At 50.7% G+C, this 17,237-nt stretch carries 15 protein-coding genes and 3 pseudogenes; 16 read left to right on the top strand and 2 right to left on the bottom strand.

Going from position 1 to position 17,237, the window contains the following annotated elements:
• The first annotated feature begins 82 nt into the window (after positions 1-82).
• The 12 genes and pseudogenes from pseB (at position 83) to FGL86_RS13885 (ending at position 9,998) form a co-directional block, all read left to right on the top strand.
• Positions 83-1,081, top strand: a complete 999-nt coding sequence (pseB, locus tag FGL86_RS13940; protein ID WP_147185144.1) for a UDP-N-acetylglucosamine 4,6-dehydratase (inverting) — start codon at positions 83-85, stop codon at positions 1,079-1,081.
• A complete protein-coding gene (gene pseC, locus FGL86_RS13935) occupies positions 1,081-2,250 on the top strand; it encodes a UDP-4-amino-4,6-dideoxy-N-acetyl-beta-L-altrosamine transaminase (RefSeq protein ID WP_147185143.1) in 1,170 nt (389 codons plus the stop codon). The genes pseB and pseC overlap by 1 nt, the downstream gene beginning before the upstream one ends.
• Positions 2,251-2,296: 46 nt before the next feature.
• Positions 2,297-2,626, top strand: coding sequence for a hypothetical protein (locus FGL86_RS13930; RefSeq protein ID WP_147185142.1), 330 nt, complete (start codon positions 2,297-2,299; stop codon positions 2,624-2,626).
• Complete coding sequence (locus FGL86_RS17955; protein ID WP_186764410.1) at positions 2,601-3,155, top strand: hypothetical protein; 555 nt, start codon at positions 2,601-2,603, stop codon at positions 3,153-3,155. The genes FGL86_RS13930 and FGL86_RS17955 overlap by 26 nt, the downstream gene beginning before the upstream one ends.
• Entirely contained in the window at positions 3,145-3,855 is a 711-nt protein-coding gene (gene pseF / locus FGL86_RS13920) for a pseudaminic acid cytidylyltransferase (protein WP_147185140.1), read from the top strand. The genes FGL86_RS17955 and pseF overlap by 11 nt, the downstream gene beginning before the upstream one ends.
• Positions 3,852-4,994 (top strand): UDP-2,4-diacetamido-2,4,6-trideoxy-beta-L-altropyranose hydrolase, encoded by a 1,143-nt coding sequence (gene pseG / locus FGL86_RS13915; protein WP_147185139.1) that lies wholly within the window; start codon positions 3,852-3,854, stop codon positions 4,992-4,994. Before pseF ends, pseG begins: the two co-directional genes overlap by 4 nt.
• A gap of 13 nt (positions 4,995-5,007) precedes the next feature.
• Positions 5,008-5,505 (top strand): UDP-4-amino-4,6-dideoxy-N-acetyl-beta-L-altrosamine N-acetyltransferase, encoded by a 498-nt coding sequence (gene pseH / locus FGL86_RS13910; RefSeq protein WP_147185138.1) that lies wholly within the window; start codon positions 5,008-5,010, stop codon positions 5,503-5,505.
• A gap of 275 nt (positions 5,506-5,780) precedes the next feature.
• Positions 5,781-6,260: a formyl transferase gene (locus FGL86_RS13905; protein WP_222433758.1), complete on the top strand. Its 480-nt coding sequence runs from the start codon at positions 5,781-5,783 to the stop codon at positions 6,258-6,260.
• Positions 6,257-7,303, top strand: a complete 1,047-nt coding sequence (gene pseI / locus FGL86_RS13900) for a pseudaminic acid synthase (RefSeq protein WP_147185136.1) — start codon at positions 6,257-6,259, stop codon at positions 7,301-7,303. Before FGL86_RS13905 ends, pseI begins: the two co-directional genes overlap by 4 nt.
• On the top strand, positions 7,296-7,967 hold the full coding sequence (locus FGL86_RS13895; RefSeq protein WP_147185135.1) for a PIG-L deacetylase family protein: 672 nt from the start codon (positions 7,296-7,298) through the stop codon (positions 7,965-7,967). Before pseI ends, FGL86_RS13895 begins: the two co-directional genes overlap by 8 nt.
• A 29-nt stretch (positions 7,968-7,996) precedes the next feature.
• Positions 7,997-8,235, top strand: a pseudogene (locus FGL86_RS13890) (N-acetylneuraminate synthase family protein).
• Between the two features lie 188 nt (positions 8,236-8,423).
• Positions 8,424-9,998 carry a hypothetical protein gene (locus FGL86_RS13885; RefSeq protein ID WP_147185134.1) on the top strand — a complete coding sequence of 525 codons (1,575 nt, stop codon included), beginning with the start codon at positions 8,424-8,426 and terminating at the stop codon, positions 9,996-9,998.
• Between the two features lie 4 nt (positions 9,999-10,002).
• Here FGL86_RS13885 and FGL86_RS13880 read toward each other — a convergent pair.
• Positions 10,003-10,338, bottom strand: a pseudogene (locus FGL86_RS13880) (transposase); the annotation flags it as partial.
• A 310-nt stretch (positions 10,339-10,648) separates the two neighbouring features.
• Between FGL86_RS13880 and FGL86_RS13875 the strand changes: the two are divergent.
• Positions 10,649-11,629, top strand: a complete 981-nt coding sequence (locus FGL86_RS13875; protein ID WP_147185133.1) for a glycosyltransferase family 2 protein — start codon at positions 10,649-10,651, stop codon at positions 11,627-11,629.
• A gap of 150 nt (positions 11,630-11,779) precedes the next feature.
• On the opposite strand, the pseudogene FGL86_RS13870 reads toward FGL86_RS13875, so the two are convergent.
• Positions 11,780-12,689, bottom strand: a pseudogene (locus FGL86_RS13870) (IS5 family transposase); the annotation flags it as partial.
• 206 nt (positions 12,690-12,895) lie between these two features.
• Between FGL86_RS13870 and FGL86_RS13865 the strand changes: the two are divergent.
• From FGL86_RS13865 to asnB, 3 genes are all read left to right on the top strand, one after another.
• Positions 12,896-13,993, top strand: a complete 1,098-nt coding sequence (locus FGL86_RS13865; protein WP_147185132.1) for a glycosyltransferase — start codon at positions 12,896-12,898, stop codon at positions 13,991-13,993.
• Positions 13,994-14,158: 165 nt separating this feature from the next.
• Positions 14,159-15,229, top strand: a complete 1,071-nt coding sequence (locus tag FGL86_RS13860) for a glycosyltransferase (RefSeq protein ID WP_222433757.1) — start codon at positions 14,159-14,161, stop codon at positions 15,227-15,229.
• Between the two features lie 6 nt (positions 15,230-15,235).
• On the top strand, positions 15,236-17,233 hold the full coding sequence (asnB, locus tag FGL86_RS13855) for an asparagine synthase (glutamine-hydrolyzing) (RefSeq protein ID WP_147185130.1): 1,998 nt from the start codon (positions 15,236-15,238) through the stop codon (positions 17,231-17,233).
• Positions 17,234-17,237 lie beyond the last annotated feature (4 nt).

Here is a 17,237-nt window from a genome sequence, read left to right as displayed (position 1 = left end):
CATATGAATATTTAAATTTTACAAATAATTTTTAACTTGCACCTGCGTTTTAAAGAAATCATAAAATCTAGGAAACTGTTTGATGTTCAACGACGCTTCGATTCTTGTCACCGGTGGAACCGGTTCCTTCGGTCATACCTTCGTGCCCATGCTGCTGGAACGCTATAATCCCCGGCGCGTAATCATCTTTTCCCGCGACGAGATGAAGCAATGGGAAATGGCCAAGCTGTTCCAGGATGACCTGCGGGTACGTTTCTTTATCGGCGACGTGCGCGATCGCGAGCGGCTGTATCGCGCCCTGGACGGGGTCGACTACGTGGTGCACGCGGCGGCAACCAAGATCGTACCCACCGCCGAGTACAATCCTTTCGAATGCGTCAAGACCAATATCAACGGCGCCATGAACCTGATCGATGCCTGTATCGACAAGGGCGTCAAGCGGGTGGTGGCGCTGTCCACGGACAAGGCCAGCAGTCCGATCAACCTCTACGGCGCCACCAAGTTGGCCTCGGACAAGCTGTTTGTGTCCGGCAACTCCTATGCCGGGGGACATGAGACCCGCTTTGCCGTAGTGCGTTACGGTAACGTGATGGGCTCCCGGGGCTCGGTGATTCCCTTCTTCATGTCGGTCAAGGACAAGGGCGTGCTGCCCATCACCGACGCGCGCATGACCCGCTTCATGATTTCCCTGGAGGAAGGCGTCGAACTGGTCTGGCACGCCTTCGAAGACATGGAAGGCGGCGAAATCTACGTCAAGAAAATTCCTTCCATGAAGGTGACCGACCTGGCCCGCGTGGTAGCGCCGGAAGCCGAGCAGAAAATCGTGGGTATTCGTCCCGGCGAAAAGCTCCACGAACAGATGATCGGCGCCGAGGACTCTCACTATACCTATGAGTACCCGGAGCACTTCAAGATCCTGCCGGCCATCAACAGCTGGGACAAGGACGCCAATCGCATCAAGGACGGCAAGAAGGTCGAGGAAGGTTTCGTCTACTCCAGCGATACCAATCGCGAATGGATGCGCGACGAGGAGCTGCTGGCCTGGATCGACGTCAACCGGCAAAAGATCGGGAGAATCTGATGATTCCTTACGGTCGTCAGGATATTCAACAGTCCGATATCGATGCGGTACTCGAGGTGCTCCAGTCGGACTTTCTAACGCAGGGGCCGATGGTGCCGCGTTTTGAACAAGCGGTGGCGGAGAAGGTCGGCGCGCGCCACGCCTTGGCGACCAACAGCGCCACCTCGGCGCTGCATATTGCCTGTTTGGCGCTGGGGCTAGGTGAAGACGACTGGCTGTGGACTTCGCCGATCACCTTCGTCGCCTCCGCCAACTGCGGGCTGTACTGCGGCGCTCAGGTGGACTTCGTGGATATCGACCCGCGCACCTATAACCTTTGCCCGCAGGCGCTGGCCGCCAAGCTCGAACAGGCCGAGCGGGAAGGGCGATTGCCCAAGATCCTGGTGGCGGTGCACCTGTGCGGTCAGCCCTGCGACATGCAAGCCATCCACCAACTGGCCCAGCGCTACGGTTTCAAGCTTATCGAAGACGCCTCCCACGCCATCGGCGGCAAGTATCAGGGCGACTACATCGGCAACGGTCGCTACAGCGATATCAGCGTGTTCAGCTTTCACCCGGTGAAGATCATCACCACCGCCGAAGGCGGCATGGCGCTGACCAACGACGACGCCTTGGCCGAGCGCATGAACCTGCTGCGCAGCCACGGTATCACCCGCGAACCGCACCTGATGACCCATGAACCGGACGGCCCCTGGTACTATCAGCAGATCGACTTGGGCTTCAACTACCGCATGACAGAGCTGCAGGCAGCATTAGGCATTTCGCAAATGGCGCGACTGGATGACTACGTGGCCCGTCGCAATGCCCTGGCCGAGCGCTATGATGAGCTACTCGCGGATCTCCCACTGACTACACCCTGGCAGCATCCGGACAGCTACTCCGGGCGTCACCTGTACGTGATTCGCTTCGATCTTGGACGCATCGACAAGACGCATCGCGACGTCTTCGAATTCCTGCGCGAGCAGGGTATCGGCGTCAACCTGCACTATATTCCGGTACATACCCAGCCCTACTATCAACGGCTGGGTTTTCGGCAAGGCGACTTTCCTCAGGCCGAAGCCTATTATAGAGAAGCGATCAGCCTGCCGCTGTTCCCGACGATGAGCGACGCGCAACAGGATGAGGTAGTGGTTGCCGTCAGGGCGGCAGTGTCAGTGCAGGCATCGTGAACTTTTATTCCATCCTGTGCGTTAGTCCGTGCAGTAGGAGGTACCCATGGCGATGGCTAAAAGCGCTGGCAATGAATTCGCCGATCATCTGGAAGGCAGCGATAACCGAGTCGCATTGAGTGGCGGCTACTTGTATATCTATCGAGGAGAGCGGTTATTGCATATTGCCAGTATTCCTTCTCCCAATTTGCTAGCCGAATACTCCGCTGATAGCACCGTGGAAAATGTAGATTCCTTTACCGATGAAGAGGGGAATGCCTACACCATCGTGATTCACTCCATGAAGACGGGCGTTATGTGGTCGCTTGACCAACATCCTGTCAATCTCGAGGTGATCAAGGAATTGCATTATGCCGTCAGACTCAATGACGACTGAACAGTATGCGAACTTTACAGAATGCATTCATGAAATTCGGCAACGAGCCGAGCAGGACGATCCACTGATTCGTAGGCTGCTCTATGCCAATGTAGTCACTAGCCTTGAAGTCTATTTACAAGCTGTCGCTCTGCATTTGATTGACCAAGCGCCTTCTCTGGCCATCAACGTTGCCAATACCAAGAAATTTAGGAGTATGCGCGTATCGCTTGAATTTGCCTTGAAAAGCGATATCCACCAGTACCTCATTGCCTTGATACACCATATCAACTTCCATAATCTTTCGGATGTAGAGCCCTTGTTTCGTGAGGCGTTTGATATCCGAATCAAGATCACCGATGAGGTGCTCGATGTCATAACTTGCCGACACGACATCGTGCATCGCAATGGTAAAGACCAGCAGGGAAGATGTCGCAATATCAGTCATAAGTCTCTCGATGCCGCCATCGTTGTAGTGGATCAGCTGGTCAGTGACGTTGATCGCCAATTGCTGGACACCTTTGGAGCCTTGTTTCCCTATGGTGAATAATCATGTCGCCATTATTCCTGCCCGCAGCGGCAGCAAGCGTATCCCGCACAAGAACATCAAGGCGTTCGGGGGCAAGCCGATGATCGCCTGGTCCATCGAGGCGGCTCTGGCCAGCGGCTGCTTCGAGCGGGTGATTGTTTCCACCGACGATAATGAGATCGCCGAGGTTGCCCGGCAATGGGGCGCTGAGGTGCCTTTCTTGCGGCCAAAAGAGCTGGCGGACGATCATACCGGCACGATTCCGGTGATCGCCCAGGCCATCGACTGGCTGCGTGAACATGATCAGGCACCCCAGACGGTCTGTTGTCTGTACGCCACTGCGCCTTTCGTTCAGCCGGAAGACCTTCGGCGCGGCTTGGCGGTTCTTGAAGAGCAGGCTGTCGATTACGCCTTTTCCGTGACTAGCTACGCCTTTCCCATCCAACGCGCGATTCGTATAACCGCCGAAGGACGCGTGGCGATGTTTCAGCCCGAACACGTCGCCACCCGTTCCCAGGATCTCGAAGAGGCTTTTCACGATGCCGGCCAGTTCTATTGGGGGCGGGCCGAGGCCTGGCGCGAGGGCCGACCGATCTTTTCCGAACATGCCGTCCCGGTAATGCTCCCCCGGCATCGGGTACAGGATATCGATACGCCGGAGGACTGGCAGCGGGCCGAATGGCTATTCCGCAGCTGGCAAGCCGAGACGACGAGGGCATGACTATCTCATCCGGTTCTCAGGTCTTGATCGTGGCTTTCCGCGTCGATGCGTCACTGACCATTGGCACCGGCCATGTCATGCGTTGCCTGACCTTGGCGGATGCTTTACGTGAACGAGGCGCCGAGTGCCATTTCCTGTGCCGCGAGCATCCGGGGCACCTGATCGAGGCGATTCGCTCGCGGGGCTTTCAGGTTGATACCTTACCTATGTCGCCGGAAAGCATGGCACCTGAAGAAGTCTCGCCGCTCGCCCATGCGGCCTGGCTGGGCGCCAGCTGGCAAGAAGACGCCCGACAAAGCCGCGCTATTCTCGAAGGTCTAGCCCCCGATTGGCTGGTGGTTGACCACTACGCCCTGGACAGGCGCTGGGAAGAGACGGTACTTCCACCAGGCTGCCGCCTGCTGGTGATCGACGATCTGGCGGATCGCGAACATGGCTGCGATGTACTCTTAGATCAAAACCTCGGGCGCCAGGCCGAGGACTATGTCGGGCTCGTGTCCGAGCACTGCACGCGGCTGATCGGCCCTCACTATGCCTTGCTGCGTCCCGAGTTCGCCCGCCTGCGGGAGACCAGCCTGGATCGGCGCGCGACGCCGCGACTCAAGCAGCTATTGATCACCATGGGCGGCATCGACAAGGATAACGCCACCGGCGCGGTGCTCGATGCCTTGCGCCAATTTCAATTGCCTCAAGACTGTCGTATCAGCGTGGTCATGGGCGGCAACGCGCCTTGGCTTGCCCAGGTCAAGGATCAAGCGGCAATGATGCCGTGGCCCACCGAGGTGGCGGTGAACGTCACCGATATGGCCGAGCGCATGGCACGGGCGGATCTGGCCATTGGTGCGGCGGGCAGTACGTCTTGGGAACGTTGTTGTCTGGGGCTGCCGACGCTGGTGGTGGTATTGGCGGAAAATCAATGGAACGGCGCGAAGGCGTTGTCCGCCACCGGTGCCGCCATCCTCGTGGGAGAAGTCGCGGACATCTCAACACGATTACCGCCTGTGCTGCGTAAATCCGCGTCACCCGCTAGCTTAGCCATGCTCGATCAAGCGACATCGGCGGTTACCGACGGTCGGGGAAGTGACCATGTGGTCGAAGCCATGGTGTTATTAACACAGGATGGTGCGAATGACGGCTAGTCGACTACGTCCCATGCAAGCCGACGATTTGGATAACGTTCGCGAATGGCGCAATCACCCCGACGTTCGTCGCTATATGTATACCCAGCATGAGATTAGTCCGGATGAGCATCATCAATGGTTCATGCGGGCGAGCCAGGCGCCTGGCACTCATTTGCTAATTTTTGAGCAGAACGGTGTGGCTTGTGGCTTCGTTAATATCACTCAGGTAAAGCAAGGCCCGATTGCCGACTGGAGCTTTCATCTGGCGCCTTTCGCGCAGAAAGGAACGGGATTTCAGCTGGGTTGCGCCGTGCTTGGCCATGTCTTCGATCATCTGACCCTGCATAAGCTATGCGGTGAGGCGCTAGCGTTCAACGAACGCTCTATTCGTCTTCATCGTCGTTTGAGTTTTTATCAGGAAGGGCTGCTGCGGGACCAGCACTTCGATGGCGTCCGATATCATGATGTTCATCGCTTTGGCATCTTGGCGTCGGACTGGCTAAAGGCACGTGAAGCGCTAGCTCAATGAAGTTTACCGATTATCGATGGTAGTGAACGCTTGATCAGCCAATAGGTATACGGATGAAGCAAGAAAAATACATTGTTGCAAGTAGCAAGGAATGGCATAAGGCAGCTTTTGAAACATTAAAGCAAGAAGAACCCGGCGACTGGTATTGGGTGAGTACCTCCGATCAGCTGGCTGACTTGGTCGATCAAGCGGCACCACATTACATTTTTTTTCTACACTGGAACTGGCTGGTACCCAGAGACATCTGGGAACGCTTCGAATGCGTCTGCTTTCACATGACCGATGTGCCCTACGGTCGCGGCGGCAGCCCGTTGCAGAATCTCATCAAGGCGGGGCATCGAGAAACGAAGCTGAGTGCCTTGCGCATGGTCGATGAAATGGACGCAGGGCCTGTTTATACCAAGCGGCCTTTATCGCTAGCGGGACGCGCCGAGGACATCTATCAGCGAGCCGGCAAGCTCAGCGTCGATATCATTCGCTGGATGATCGCCACCCAGCCGGCACCCGTCGCCCAGCAGGGCGATGTGGTCACCTTCAAGCGCCGCACGCCGGCTCAGAGCGAGCTCCCTCGCGAAGCCGGCCTGGATGAGCTTTACGATCATATTCGCATGCTGGACGCCCCAACCTATCCCCATGCCTTCATCGAGCGGGATGGGTACCGATATGAATTCACCCAGGCGGAACGAGGCGACGGCGAACTGCGCGCTCAGGTGGTCATTCGCCCGATTCGTTCCGAGGAGACAGCAGGCTCATGAGTTATACCATCAACGGCAGAAAGATCGGCCCGGAGCATCCGCCCTATATCATCGCGGAGCTTTCCGCCAACCATAATGGCGATCTGAACCGCGCTCTGGAAACCATCGACGCGGCCAAGGCATGCGGCGCCGATGCGGTCAAGCTGCAGACCTATACCGCCGACACCATGACCATCGACAGCGACCGGCCGGAATTTCTGATCAAGGGCGGCCCCTGGGACGGCTATCGGCTGTACGACCTGTACAAGTGGGCGCAGACGCCTTTCGAGTGGCACCAAGCGATGATCGAGCACGCGCGAAAGCGCGGTATTACCGTGTTCTCGACTCCCTTCGACGAAAGCGCCGTCGATCTTCTGGAAAGCCTGGATGTGCCCGCCTACAAGATCGCGTCCTTCGAAGTGACGGACCTGCCCCTGATTCGCTATGCCGCTGGCAAGGGCAAGCCCCTGATCATGTCCTCCGGCATGGCGAGCGAGGCGGAACTGGAGGAAGCCGTTGCTACTGCCCGCGAGGCAGGCTGCCAGGATCTGGTGCTGCTGCATTGCATCAGCAGCTATCCCGCGCCCATGGATCAGGCCAACCTGCGCCAACTCACCGAGCTGTCACGGCGCTTCGGTACGCTTCCCGGCCTTTCCGATCATACCCTGGGCACGACCGCCTCCGTGGCGGCGGTGGCCCTGGGTGCCTGCGTCATCGAAAAGCACTTCACTCTGAGCCGGGCGGAGAAGGGGCCGGACAGCGATTTCTCCATCGAGCCGGATGAGCTGAAACGCTTATGCCGCGACGCCCGCGACGCCTGGGCGGCGCTGGGTAGCGTCGGTTTCGCCCGGCATCAGGCGGAGGAGGGCAACAAGCTGTTTCGCCGCTCCGTGTACTTCGTGCGCGATGTCGCGAAAGGGGAAACGGTGAAGGCCGACGACATTCGTCGTATCCGGCCCGGCCTGGGACTGGCGCCGAAATACTACGACAACGTAATCGGCAAGCGGCTCAAGGTCGACGTCACCCGCGGAACGCCAACTAGCTGGGAGCTGTTTGATGAGTAAGACGGTTCTGGTCGTGGCGGCACATACGGATGACGAGGCGCTGGGCTGCGGTGGCACGATGGCGCGTCACGTGGCGGAAGGCGATACCGTTCATACGGTGTTTCTCGCCGACGGCGTATCCTCGCGACAGGACAACGATGACGGCGCACTGGACGAGCGTCAGCAGGCCGCCGAGAGAGCTCAGCAGATTCTCGGGGTCAGCAGCACAAGCTACCTCGGCCTGCCGGACAACCGACTCGACAGTCTGGCTTTGCTGGATATCGTGCAACCGTTGGAAGTGGTGATAGCGCGCCTCGCGCCTGACACCATCTATACGCATCATTTCGGTGATTTAAATATTGATCATCGAAAAACTCATGAAGCGGTAATGACGGCCTGCCGTCCCTTACCGGGCACCACGGTCAAGGAAATACTGACCTTCGAAGTCATGTCGAGTACCGAATGGAGCAGCGCTGGCCAAGCGCCATTCCTTCCGACACTCTACATCGATATCTCAAATTATCTTGATACTAAACAGAAAGCCCTCGAGGCCTATGCCCTCGAAATGCGACCTGCACCTCATTCGCGCAACGCTGAGCACATATCTCATCTTGCAACACATCATGGACACTGTGTTGGCGTGCAAGCCGCCGAGGCGTTCATGGTAATGCGGGTGTTACGTTGATTGGATACGCTGCTCAAACTGGTAAGCCGATGATCATCTCCACCGGCATGGCCAACGCCGAAGAGATCCAGGAAGCCATCGACGCCACCCAAGGGGCGGCTGTAAGGAACTGGCTATCCTGCAGTGTATCAGCGGCTACTCGGCGCCAGCGGAAGATTACAACCTGCGCACCATCCCGGACATGATCGCGCGCTTCGGTCTGGTCAGCGGGCTTTCTGGTCGCTCTACCCATACCACTGCCATCACTAGTACTACTAGTCGTAACTGAATAAGTTATAATGCATAGTGTTGAATGTTTTGTTAAGTCGAATACTTCGGCAAAAAAAATCATTGTTAAGAAAGTTAGATATTATTACCTTTCATGTTGGTGCCGTCAAAGGACCTGAATGATTCCAATAAAGATCCTTTACCATCCGTTTTAGTAAGCGATGAAACTCTCACATTTGTTTGAGCGATATGAAAAAAATTTACAGCATACTCAAAGAGTTTTTCTTCTATTCAGGAGAAGAGAAAAAAAATTTAGATAAAAAAATACCAGATCTTAAGGTTGAGGCGAAAGATAGCAGTTCAATTTTGCTGGTGGACTTGCCTCATGTGTCTAACCAGCTAGTAGAAAATCTAGCAGTGGCAAAGTATTTTTCTGATGAGAATGGCTTAAAACCATGCTTCTATCAGCCAAATGTCTACTATGCAAATCGTTATTCTTGGATAAGAGCTGCTAGCCGATGTGTGTCTGGCTATATGAAAAGCCCGAGGTTAGCGAAGAGGTTAGGCTTTTCACACGGGTTATCAATAAGCTCTGTTTCAAAAGTTGACTTTGATAATCGAGATCAGATTTTGGGAGAAGCTTTTAAAAGTATTAACTCTAAAGACGATCTGGTTAGTTATAAAGTCCACAATGTAGAAGTTGGAAGAGCTGTCTACGATACATACTTACGCGTTACAAAGTCAGTTACTGTTGATTTGGAAAGCCCAAGACTGAGGCAATTGCTGGATGAAGCGATATTGCTCCTGTGCGTGTCAGAAAGATTTTTCTCTGAAAATAAGGTTAAATGCTTAATTTTAGGGCATAGTGTTTATAATAGCTGGCAAGTCATAAGTGATGTCGGGATTAATCATGGTGCTAAAGTTTATGTAACTTTCAATTCAAGATTCCCCCCGTTACATGCGGTACATGAAAACCGTGGGCTTCAGACGCTGGACCACACTAAATACCGTAAAATTTTTTCACAACTTCCTAAAGAAGAGAGATTTAATTGCAAAAAACAAGGTAAAGAACTTATTGAAAATCGTCTGAAAGGCGTGCTTGATGATGGCGTGGTTTACATGGCGAAGTCGGCATATTCCAGTAACTCAGAAAACTTAACCCTAGAGTTAAAGCCAGGCCGTCGCCCATTGGTATTTATGCTGCATGCATTTAGTGATAGTCCGCACATTTACAAGGATATGGTCTTTCCTGATTTTTGGGAATGGATTGTTCAGTCTCTTGATTTCATTAGAGATCGTGAGTTAACTAAAAAGTATGAAGTATATTTGAAACCACATCCTAATCGATTCGGATATGAAGATAAGTTCATATCTCAACTTGACAATATGTATGATTTTATAAATATACTTGACGATGATTTCAATAACAAAAAGCTAGTTGAATTTCATCCTGCGGCTATTGTCTCTGTATATGGTAGTGTGGCAGCTGAATTTACCACAATGGGAACTCCGGTAATATTATGTGGAGATAATCCCACATCGGCTTATGACTTTGCATTTAATTCTGATGATAAAGATAGCTATTTTAACTTGATTAAGAATGCTGATTTTCTTAAAGTAGATGAAAGCAAAATAAATCAAGTGTATGAGTTTATGTATATGCATTATATTTATAATTCAAAAATGTCTTTTGAAGAGTATCCGTTTAAGAGACAAACGCATTGTAAAGCTGCTAAAGGTTTTAACTGCCGTTATAAAGAATTTTCATATGCAAGCTTTTCCAAGCAATTAGATAATTTTTTTGCGGATTCAACTCTAAGTTAAGTGCTTATTTAAAATTAATCACGCGATCAGTTCTATAGGCACCGGGCTGACGGTGTACCTCATCGCAAAGGTGTTCAAACGAAAGGTATACCCTCAGTGGCAGCTAGGCGTTTTTTATCTGCCATCAGGGAATCTCAATCAGATTCAGCTCCGGCGAGTAAGCCGATAGATAGACCAGTTGCACACGATGCGACATCCACTCCACCATCCTCTGCCTGAAAGTTTTGGAGCGATTCATGCTGGCATTGTCGAGCATCACGACGGCGAAGGTATTCGGGTCTTTCTGGGCGACAAACTGGTCGAACGCTTCGATGACCGTCTCGTTGGACACCGGTTCAGTGATAGCGGAGCCTGTCAACATAGCTGGCACATGAAATGACTCGGGCTCTTTAAAATCCTGAGGCTGGCCAAGATGCGGCGGTGATGTCTCACTGCCGTTACCTGGCGACGAAGAGGGCTTGAGATCGCCCTGCACTGGTCCCTCTGGCGTCGGTGGCATCAGCGCATCGCCCAGTACTATAACTGGGTGAAACAACAGCGAGCCACAGGGACCGTAGTTTCCATGTCACTCATCGATTATCTCCAACTGTAGTACCAGTCTTGAGATTATAAAGACTCTTCGGCGATCAACTATTCCATAAAATATCTTTATGTTATTTTCTATTGTGATTACAGCGTTTAACTCTAGCGATACGATAAAAAAATGTCTTGACAGTATTCTTTGTTCCACTTCAAAAGATTTTGAAATCTTATTGGTGGATGATTGCTCGGTCAAGACAGTTAAAGATGAAGTAGCTTTTTATAATGATCCGAGGTGTAATTATATTTACAATGAAGAGAACATTGGATGTGGTTTAAGTCGAAACGTTGGGCTTTCACGGGCATCCGGTAAATATATTACTTTTATCGATGCTGATGATAGCTACAGTTTTGGAGCTGTAGATATAATTTTGGAAAACTTAAAAAACAATAATAAAGTGGATTTGTTGGTTTTTGACTATAGCATAATGTATGAAGATAAGCGTATAGAAAAATACTGGAAACCTTCAGAGGATGGTGTTTTTTACGATTTCATGAGTGATAAATTAATATCAACAACATGGAATAAGGTTTATTGCAAAAAAATAATAGACAGCAAAAGAATTAGATTTATCAAAAGTCAATCTCAAGACTCCGTTTTCAATCTGCAATTTTTGTTGGCATCAAAAAAAAATTTAAAAATAGACAAGAACTTGTATCTTTTTGATAAAACAGGTGAGTCAGTAACTAAATCAAAATACAGCATAAAAAAATATCTTGAAATAAAAGAGACAATGTCCTTCTTTGAAAAAGTTTATTTTAAAAATATTCCTCATGTGAGCGATTATTACTTAGATTTGATTTTGCTTAGGAAATATCTTTTTTTGTACAAATCGCCTTTTTTAAGATTTTATCGAGATTGGTCATCAAAAAAATTAGATTCTTTATCCCTAAAATACTTTCAGGATTATAATGAATTAGGGAGTCGCGAAATAACTTCTTTATACAAAAAAAATTTGATTGGCCTAAAAGATTTTTTGAGCTTTTCTATTGCAAATTTGGTTTCACCAAAAATAGTATTTTTCTTTTTGAGGCTTATGAAAATAAAATAAAATTTCTCATTTCACTTAAATTCTGAGGGATCCTCAAAAAATTGACAATAAAATCAGAGCGATAGGATTGAAAAAGGCCTGCATAGAGCGGCACTGTTGTGAATTGCGACACCCAACAACAGGCATAGGAGCTCCATGCAGGCCCCTCGCTCTGTCTGAAGAATAGATTCGCAGACAGCGTTCGATGCAGACCAGCGTGACCATAGCGCGGTAACTTTTCGCCAGCTTGTCGTAACGAGTGCAGAGTCGCCGCTTTTCCTGTCAACGCCAATGAAGGTTGTCCGTACAGACTTATAGCGTCGTTGCTGACATTCCTTCATCCAGCCAAACAGACGCTCTATCACATTGCGACGCCGACAACGGAGGCGTTCGAACAGACGTGGTAGTCCTGGCTTGGAGCGGCGGTGCATCTGTCTGCGTCGGATCGTCGGTCGTATTCCGTGCCGGTCGCAGTATCGACGCAATCGTTCACTGTCGTAACCTCGGTCGGCCAGCAGATGGCGGCAACGCTTACGGGGACGCCCCGTACGACCCGGTAAGCGGATCTGCTCCCTGGCCGGAACGAGATAGCGTGAATCGGCATGCTGACCCGGCGATAATAAAAAGCTCAGGGGCATGCCATGAGTATCGCAAACCAAATGGATCTTGGTTGTCAAGTCGCCCCGGCTTCGCCCGAGGACATGATATAACGGTTCTTGAGAGCCCCCTTTTTACCGCCACCAGCGGCAGAGCGAGTCGCTCGAATCGAGGTGGAGTCGATCATCCAAATGTCGAGGTCCATATAGCTATCTTCACGAAGCTTCAGATGAAGGCGTGACAGTATACGTTCGAATGTGCCGTCATCTCGCCACTGACGAAAGCCTTGGTAGCCCGTTTTCCACGGGCCGAAACGCTCGGGCAGCTCCCGCCATTTGGCAGCGGAACAGAGGATCTAGAAGATGCCGTTGAGCATCTGCCGCTCATCGCGTAGTGGACGTCCACACACAGCGGGCGTGTTAGGCAAAACGATGTCTGCAATCAATGCCCAGCCTTGATCGGAAATCTCGTAACGCTTTGCCATGACGGCACCTCTAAGTCTGATGGAGGAAAGGCTAGCAAGACATCATTTTTCAGACAAAGCGTAGACTCTGAACCATGTGGGGCGTGACGAGGTTCCAATGAAGTACTCCGACGAGCGCCGAAAAGCCATGAAACAGTGGCAGCAAGATCGCCCCGAGTTATTTTGGAAACGCGTAAGTAATCATCTGGAATCTGACAGGTAAATAAATGATAAATATTTTGCATTATGGCTTAAGTGAAAATATGGGCGGGATAGAAACGTATCTTTATAAAATTTCATCTTCAATAGACAAAAAAGAATTTAGTTTTGGATTTATCGACAATAACGAAGGGCCGCCTTGTTTTTATAAAGAATTAAGTGATTTTGGCTTTGATTTTCATAAAGTAACTTCCAGAAAAAAATCTATTGTTAAAAACAGAAATGAAACTGATAGTTTGTTAAAAAATGGCGATTTTGATATATTGCACTGCCATTTTAATACTTTAAGTTATATATATCCTGTTATTTCAGCGATGAAGAACAATGTAAAAGTCATAGTGCATAGCAGAAATGCTGGAACATCCAAATCGTTAAAAACTAATGCTTTGCATTATCTAAATTCTTTAGTCCTTCCAAAGGATAGAATCAAAAGGCTAGCTGTTTCTGAAGACGCTGGGAAATGGCTCTTCGGGAAAAAGTCGGATTTTGAAATAATTAACAATGGCGTAGATATTGAACGATTTTCATATGATGATGCCGCTAGGAAAAATTTAAGAAGGGAGTTCGGCGTCAAAGATGATGAGTTTTTAATAGGTAATGTAGGGGCCTTTCTTCCTGCAAAAAATCATAATTTCTTGGTTGATTTTTTTCGTCGTTTTTTAACAGTCAAAAAAAAATCAAAATTGATTCTGGTTGGTGACGGTAGCTTAAAAAAAAGTATTGAAGAGAAAGCTGAAAAATTGGGTATTTCAGAAAGTATTATTTTTTCTGGAGTTAGAAGCGATGCCGATAGAATATATAGCGCAATGGATCTTTTTGTTTTCCCAAGTTTATATGAGGGGTTTGGTAGTGCTGTACTCGAGGCACAAACATCTGGCCTTCCTTGCCTTATATCTTCAAATACTCCAAAAGACGTAATTGTTCTAAAAAACTGTTACCAACTAGATTTAAGCTTGGGTATCGATCATTGGGTTAGGAGTGCTGAAGCAATAGATGCTTTCTTTGATAGATCAAGCGCAAGTAGTGAGATTGAGCAGGCTGGCTACTCTGTTGAGTCTGAAATAAAGAGATTAGAAAATATATATGTGTCGGCTTTGAGTAAGTAACAAATAGTTACATTGTTAAGCGCCATGTAAGCATGAGCCAAGCTTGTTTCTACAGCGCGTCAATTGCTTAAAAAATTTTAATTTTAAATTGCTATATAATTAATGAGAATACTTTTAGTTATTACAAGCTTAGGAGTCGGTGGAGCTGAGCGTTTGGTCATAAGCTTGGCAGATCGCTTCACTGCTGCTGGACACGAAGTATGCCTTGCTTGGTTTCATAGTGAAGCAGAGTTGAAACCACTCGATGCGCGAGTAAGTTTGGTTAATCTTGGTATATCTAAAAACCCATTAGCTTTAATTAAAGGCTTGTGGCGATTAAGAAAGTTAATACTTGAATTTAAACCGGATGTAGTGAATAGTCATCTAGTGCACGCCAATATTCTTACTCGATTATTACGATTAATCACACCTATGCCGAGATTAATCAGTAGCGCCCATAATACTAATGAAGAAGGGCGTTTCCGTATGTTGGCCTATCGCTTCACAGATCGTTTGGCCAATATTTCAACGAATGTTTCTGATGAGGCCGTGCAAGCCTTTATTGATCAAGGTGCGCTCCTTCCTGGCCGCATGATGACAATTCACAATGGAATAGACACTGATAATTTTAAATTTGGCTATGATGCGCGTGTAGCTATACGCAATGAGTTAGGACTAAGTGACTCGCAGCCTGTTTTACTTGCTGTAGGTCGATTTTGGGAAGCAAAAGATTATCCTAATCTCTTTCATGCACTTGCCAAGTTACAAGGCTGGGGATATAGCCCAAAACTAATAATTGCTGGCGATGGTCCTTTACGTGAGAAATTGGTTGAACTTTCTATTAAATTAAAAATCAATAATCAAGTATATTTTTTAGGCGTGCGCCACGATGTGCTGGGCTTGATGTCCGCTGGAGATATTTTTGTATTGTCGTCTGCATGGGAAGGATTACCTATGGTTGTGCTGGAAGCAATGGCCTGCCAACGGTTAGTCGTCGCCACCGATTGTGGAGGAGTACGGGGCCTCGTGGGTGAGTCTGGCTTATTAGTGCCACCACAAGATTCGGGCGCACTAGCAATTGCGTTAAAGCAAGCTTTGAATCTTGAATCCAATCAGCGTGTAGAGCTTGGGAAAAATGCACGCAAGCGCGTTGAAAAACTTTACTCCTTGGAAGCGGCATCCAGAAAGTGGCTGCGGCTATATCGTGGCGAACCCGTTGAGGATACAGCGCAGCCAACGTCGACGATGGAGAGCTAGTAGCTAATGTGTGGACTGACAGGTTTCCTTTCCAGCGGGGCGTCAGACGATTTCCAGGCGAGCATTCGCGCGATTCGCGGCATGATGGATGCCATTACCCACCGCGGGCCGGATAGCGATGGCCACTGGTCGGACGAGACGGTGGGATTGGTACTTGGGCATCGGCGTCTGTCGATTTTGGATCTCACCCCGGCTGGTCATCAGCCGATGCACTCTGCCTGTGGGCGCTATGTCATCGCCTTCAACGGCGAGATTTATAATCACTTGGACATAAGAAAGAAGCTGGAAGCTGAAAGCTGGAAGAAAACCCCGGTTTGGCGGGGGCATTCGGATACCGAAACGTTGCTGGCAGCGTTTGCGGCCTGGGGTATCGAAGCCACGCTCCAGGCGGCGGTGGGCATGTTTGCAACCGCGCTGTGGGATCGCAAGGAGCAGACGCTGACTCTGGCGCGGGATCGCTTTGGGGAAAAGCCGCTTTACTATGGTTTTACGGGCAAAGGCCTCTCGGATAGCACTTTCTTGTTTGGCTCCGAACTCAAGGCGTTGGCGGCACATCCTCAGTGGCAGGGCGAGTTGGAAACCGGTGCGCTGGAAAACTATCTGCGCTTCGGTTGTGTGCGCGGTAAGCAGAGCATCTTCCGTGGCATTTTCAAGTTGCCACCGGGCAGTTTGTTGACGCTATCTCGTGACCATATCAAAGCGTACCGATTACCTGAGCCCGTTCAGTGGTGGTCCGCCGAGCAGGCGGCTCATGCTGCCATCCAGCAAGGGCGCATCACTGATCCTTCCTACGCTGTGGGTCAAGTGGAGCAGGCGCTGGGACAATCGATCGGCCAGCGTATGATTGCCGATGTGCCGCTGGGGGCCTTTCTCTCTGGCGGTATCGATAGCTCCGCCGTGGTCGCCTTGATGCAAGCCCAGGCCAGTCGCCCAGTACGAACCTTTTCTGTGGGCTTCGATGATCGCCGCTATGATGAATCCGCCCATGCGGCAGCAATAGCAGAGCATCTGGGGACTGAGCATGTGACGCTCAAGGCTACCTCCCGGATGGCGCTGGACCTGGTACCGCGATTGCCGGAAATCTACGATGAGCCCTTCGCGGATTCCTCACAACTGCCGACTACTTTAGTTGCACAGCTGACTCGCGAGCATGTCACCGTAGCGCTCTCTGGCGATGGCGGCGATGAGCTCTTCGGCGGTTACAACCGCCACCTCTGGGTGCCTCGGCTATGGGACAAGCTTAAGCGCATGCCGTTGCCGGCTCGACGTGCCTTGGCGGTTTCACTCAAGTCTATTCCTTCCCATGCCTATGACCGCATGATGCAGCTAGGAGGCAAGGCGCTGCCTTCCCGCCTGCGCCTGCGCACCTTCGGCGAGAAACTGCACAAGCTCGCCGCGGTGCTGGAAAGTCCTTCCCAACAGGCGCTGTTTGCCGGGGTGTCCTCGATGAACCGCGCACCGGCAACGCTTTTGGCCGGTAATCATCCGGAGGCCAAAGCGGACGCCTTGTATCCCGTGCTTGCCGGTTTCGACAGTGTCGAGTGGATGCTGCTGATGGATACGCTGCACTATATGGTCGACGATGTGCTGGTGAAAGTGGATCGCGCCAGCATGGCCAGCAGCTTGGAGGTGCGCGTGCCGTTTCTCGATCCCGAGGTATTTCATGCCGCCTGGCGTTTGCCGCCGGAGATCAAGCTGCGGGAAGGGCAGGGTAAGTGGGTATTGCGTCAGGTGCTATATCGCCATGTACCGCGTGAATTGATCGAGCGGCCCAAGATGGGCTTCGCCATCCCCTTGGATGACTGGCTACGTGGTCCGCTTAGAGAGTGGACGGAAGACCTGCTATCTTCTCAAAGCCTTAAGGAATTGCCGATGCTTGATGCAAAGCAAGTGCATAAGCTGTGGCAGGCCCACCTCAAGAGGCAGGGACATTACGCCCAGCAGCTTTGGACGGTATTGCAATTGCTCGCCTGGCAGCGCAAGTGGCGGCCGAGGCTTGCTTGATTTA

Origin of the sequence: Pistricoccus aurantiacus (assembly GCF_007954585.1) — a bacterium.
Classification (GTDB): Bacteria; Pseudomonadota; Gammaproteobacteria; order Pseudomonadales; family Halomonadaceae; genus Pistricoccus; species Pistricoccus aurantiacus.
This window is presented reverse-complemented; position numbering and strand designations above follow the sequence as displayed.

What these genes read in the sequence shown, in the direction of transcription:
- pseB (WP_147185144.1), top strand. Translation starts at nt 83, where the DNA reads ATGTTCAACGACGCTTCGATTCTTGTCACCGGTGGAACCGGTTCCTTC.
- pseC (WP_147185143.1), top strand. Translation starts at nt 1,081, where the DNA reads ATGATTCCTTACGGTCGTCAGGATATTCAACAGTCCGATATCGATGCG.
- FGL86_RS13930 (WP_147185142.1), top strand. Translation starts at nt 2,297, where the DNA reads ATGGCGATGGCTAAAAGCGCTGGCAATGAATTCGCCGATCATCTGGAA.
- FGL86_RS17955 (WP_186764410.1), top strand. Translation starts at nt 2,601, where the DNA reads ATGCCGTCAGACTCAATGACGACTGAACAGTATGCGAACTTTACAGAA.
- pseF (WP_147185140.1), top strand. Translation starts at nt 3,145, where the DNA reads ATGGTGAATAATCATGTCGCCATTATTCCTGCCCGCAGCGGCAGCAAG.
- pseG (WP_147185139.1), top strand. Translation starts at nt 3,852, where the DNA reads ATGACTATCTCATCCGGTTCTCAGGTCTTGATCGTGGCTTTCCGCGTC.
- pseH (WP_147185138.1), top strand. Translation starts at nt 5,008, where the DNA reads ATGCAAGCCGACGATTTGGATAACGTTCGCGAATGGCGCAATCACCCC.
- FGL86_RS13905 (WP_222433758.1), top strand. Translation starts at nt 5,781, where the DNA reads ATGACCGATGTGCCCTACGGTCGCGGCGGCAGCCCGTTGCAGAATCTC.
- pseI (WP_147185136.1), top strand. Translation starts at nt 6,257, where the DNA reads ATGAGTTATACCATCAACGGCAGAAAGATCGGCCCGGAGCATCCGCCC.
- FGL86_RS13895 (WP_147185135.1), top strand. Translation starts at nt 7,296, where the DNA reads ATGAGTAAGACGGTTCTGGTCGTGGCGGCACATACGGATGACGAGGCG.
- FGL86_RS13885 (WP_147185134.1), top strand. Translation starts at nt 8,424, where the DNA reads ATGAAAAAAATTTACAGCATACTCAAAGAGTTTTTCTTCTATTCAGGA.
- FGL86_RS13875 (WP_147185133.1), top strand. Translation starts at nt 10,649, where the DNA reads ATGTTATTTTCTATTGTGATTACAGCGTTTAACTCTAGCGATACGATA.
- FGL86_RS13865 (WP_147185132.1), top strand. Translation starts at nt 12,896, where the DNA reads ATGATAAATATTTTGCATTATGGCTTAAGTGAAAATATGGGCGGGATA.
- asnB (WP_147185130.1), top strand. Translation starts at nt 15,236, where the DNA reads ATGTGTGGACTGACAGGTTTCCTTTCCAGCGGGGCGTCAGACGATTTC.